This is a genomic window from Lentibacillus saliphilus, from assembly GCF_019093865.1.
In the GTDB taxonomy this organism is placed as follows: Bacteria; Bacillota; Bacilli; order Bacillales; family Amphibacillaceae; genus Lentibacillus_B; species Lentibacillus_B saliphilus.
Genome location: NZ_JABJXD010000033.1, coordinates 1 through 323 on the forward strand (window position 1 = coordinate 1; position 323 = coordinate 323).

A 323-nucleotide genomic window follows, 5' to 3' on the forward strand; every position below is an offset into this window, starting at 1 on the left:
ACGGATTCGACAGGGATGGATCGAGCTTGAGCTGCGAGCCGAGAGGCGATCTCGTAAACACGCACTTAAATATAACTGGCAAAACTAACAGTTTTAACCAAAACGTAGCATTAGCTGCCTAATAAGCGCAGCGAGCTCTTCCTGACATTGCCTATGTGTCTGTGAAGAGCACATCCAAGTAGGCTACGCTTGCGTTCCTGTCTGAGAACGTAAGAAGAGATGAACAGACTAGCTCTTGGAAGGCCCGCCCGCAGGCAAGAAGATGAGTGAAACCATAAATATGCAGGCTACGCTCGTAGACGCTTAAGTAATCGATGTTTCTG

The 323-nt window shown here is 48.0% G+C and carries 1 other RNA gene; it reads left to right on the plus strand.

Annotated elements, in window-relative coordinates:
• Positions 1 to 323: a transfer-messenger RNA gene (gene ssrA / locus HPC67_RS15680) on the plus strand; the annotation flags it as partial.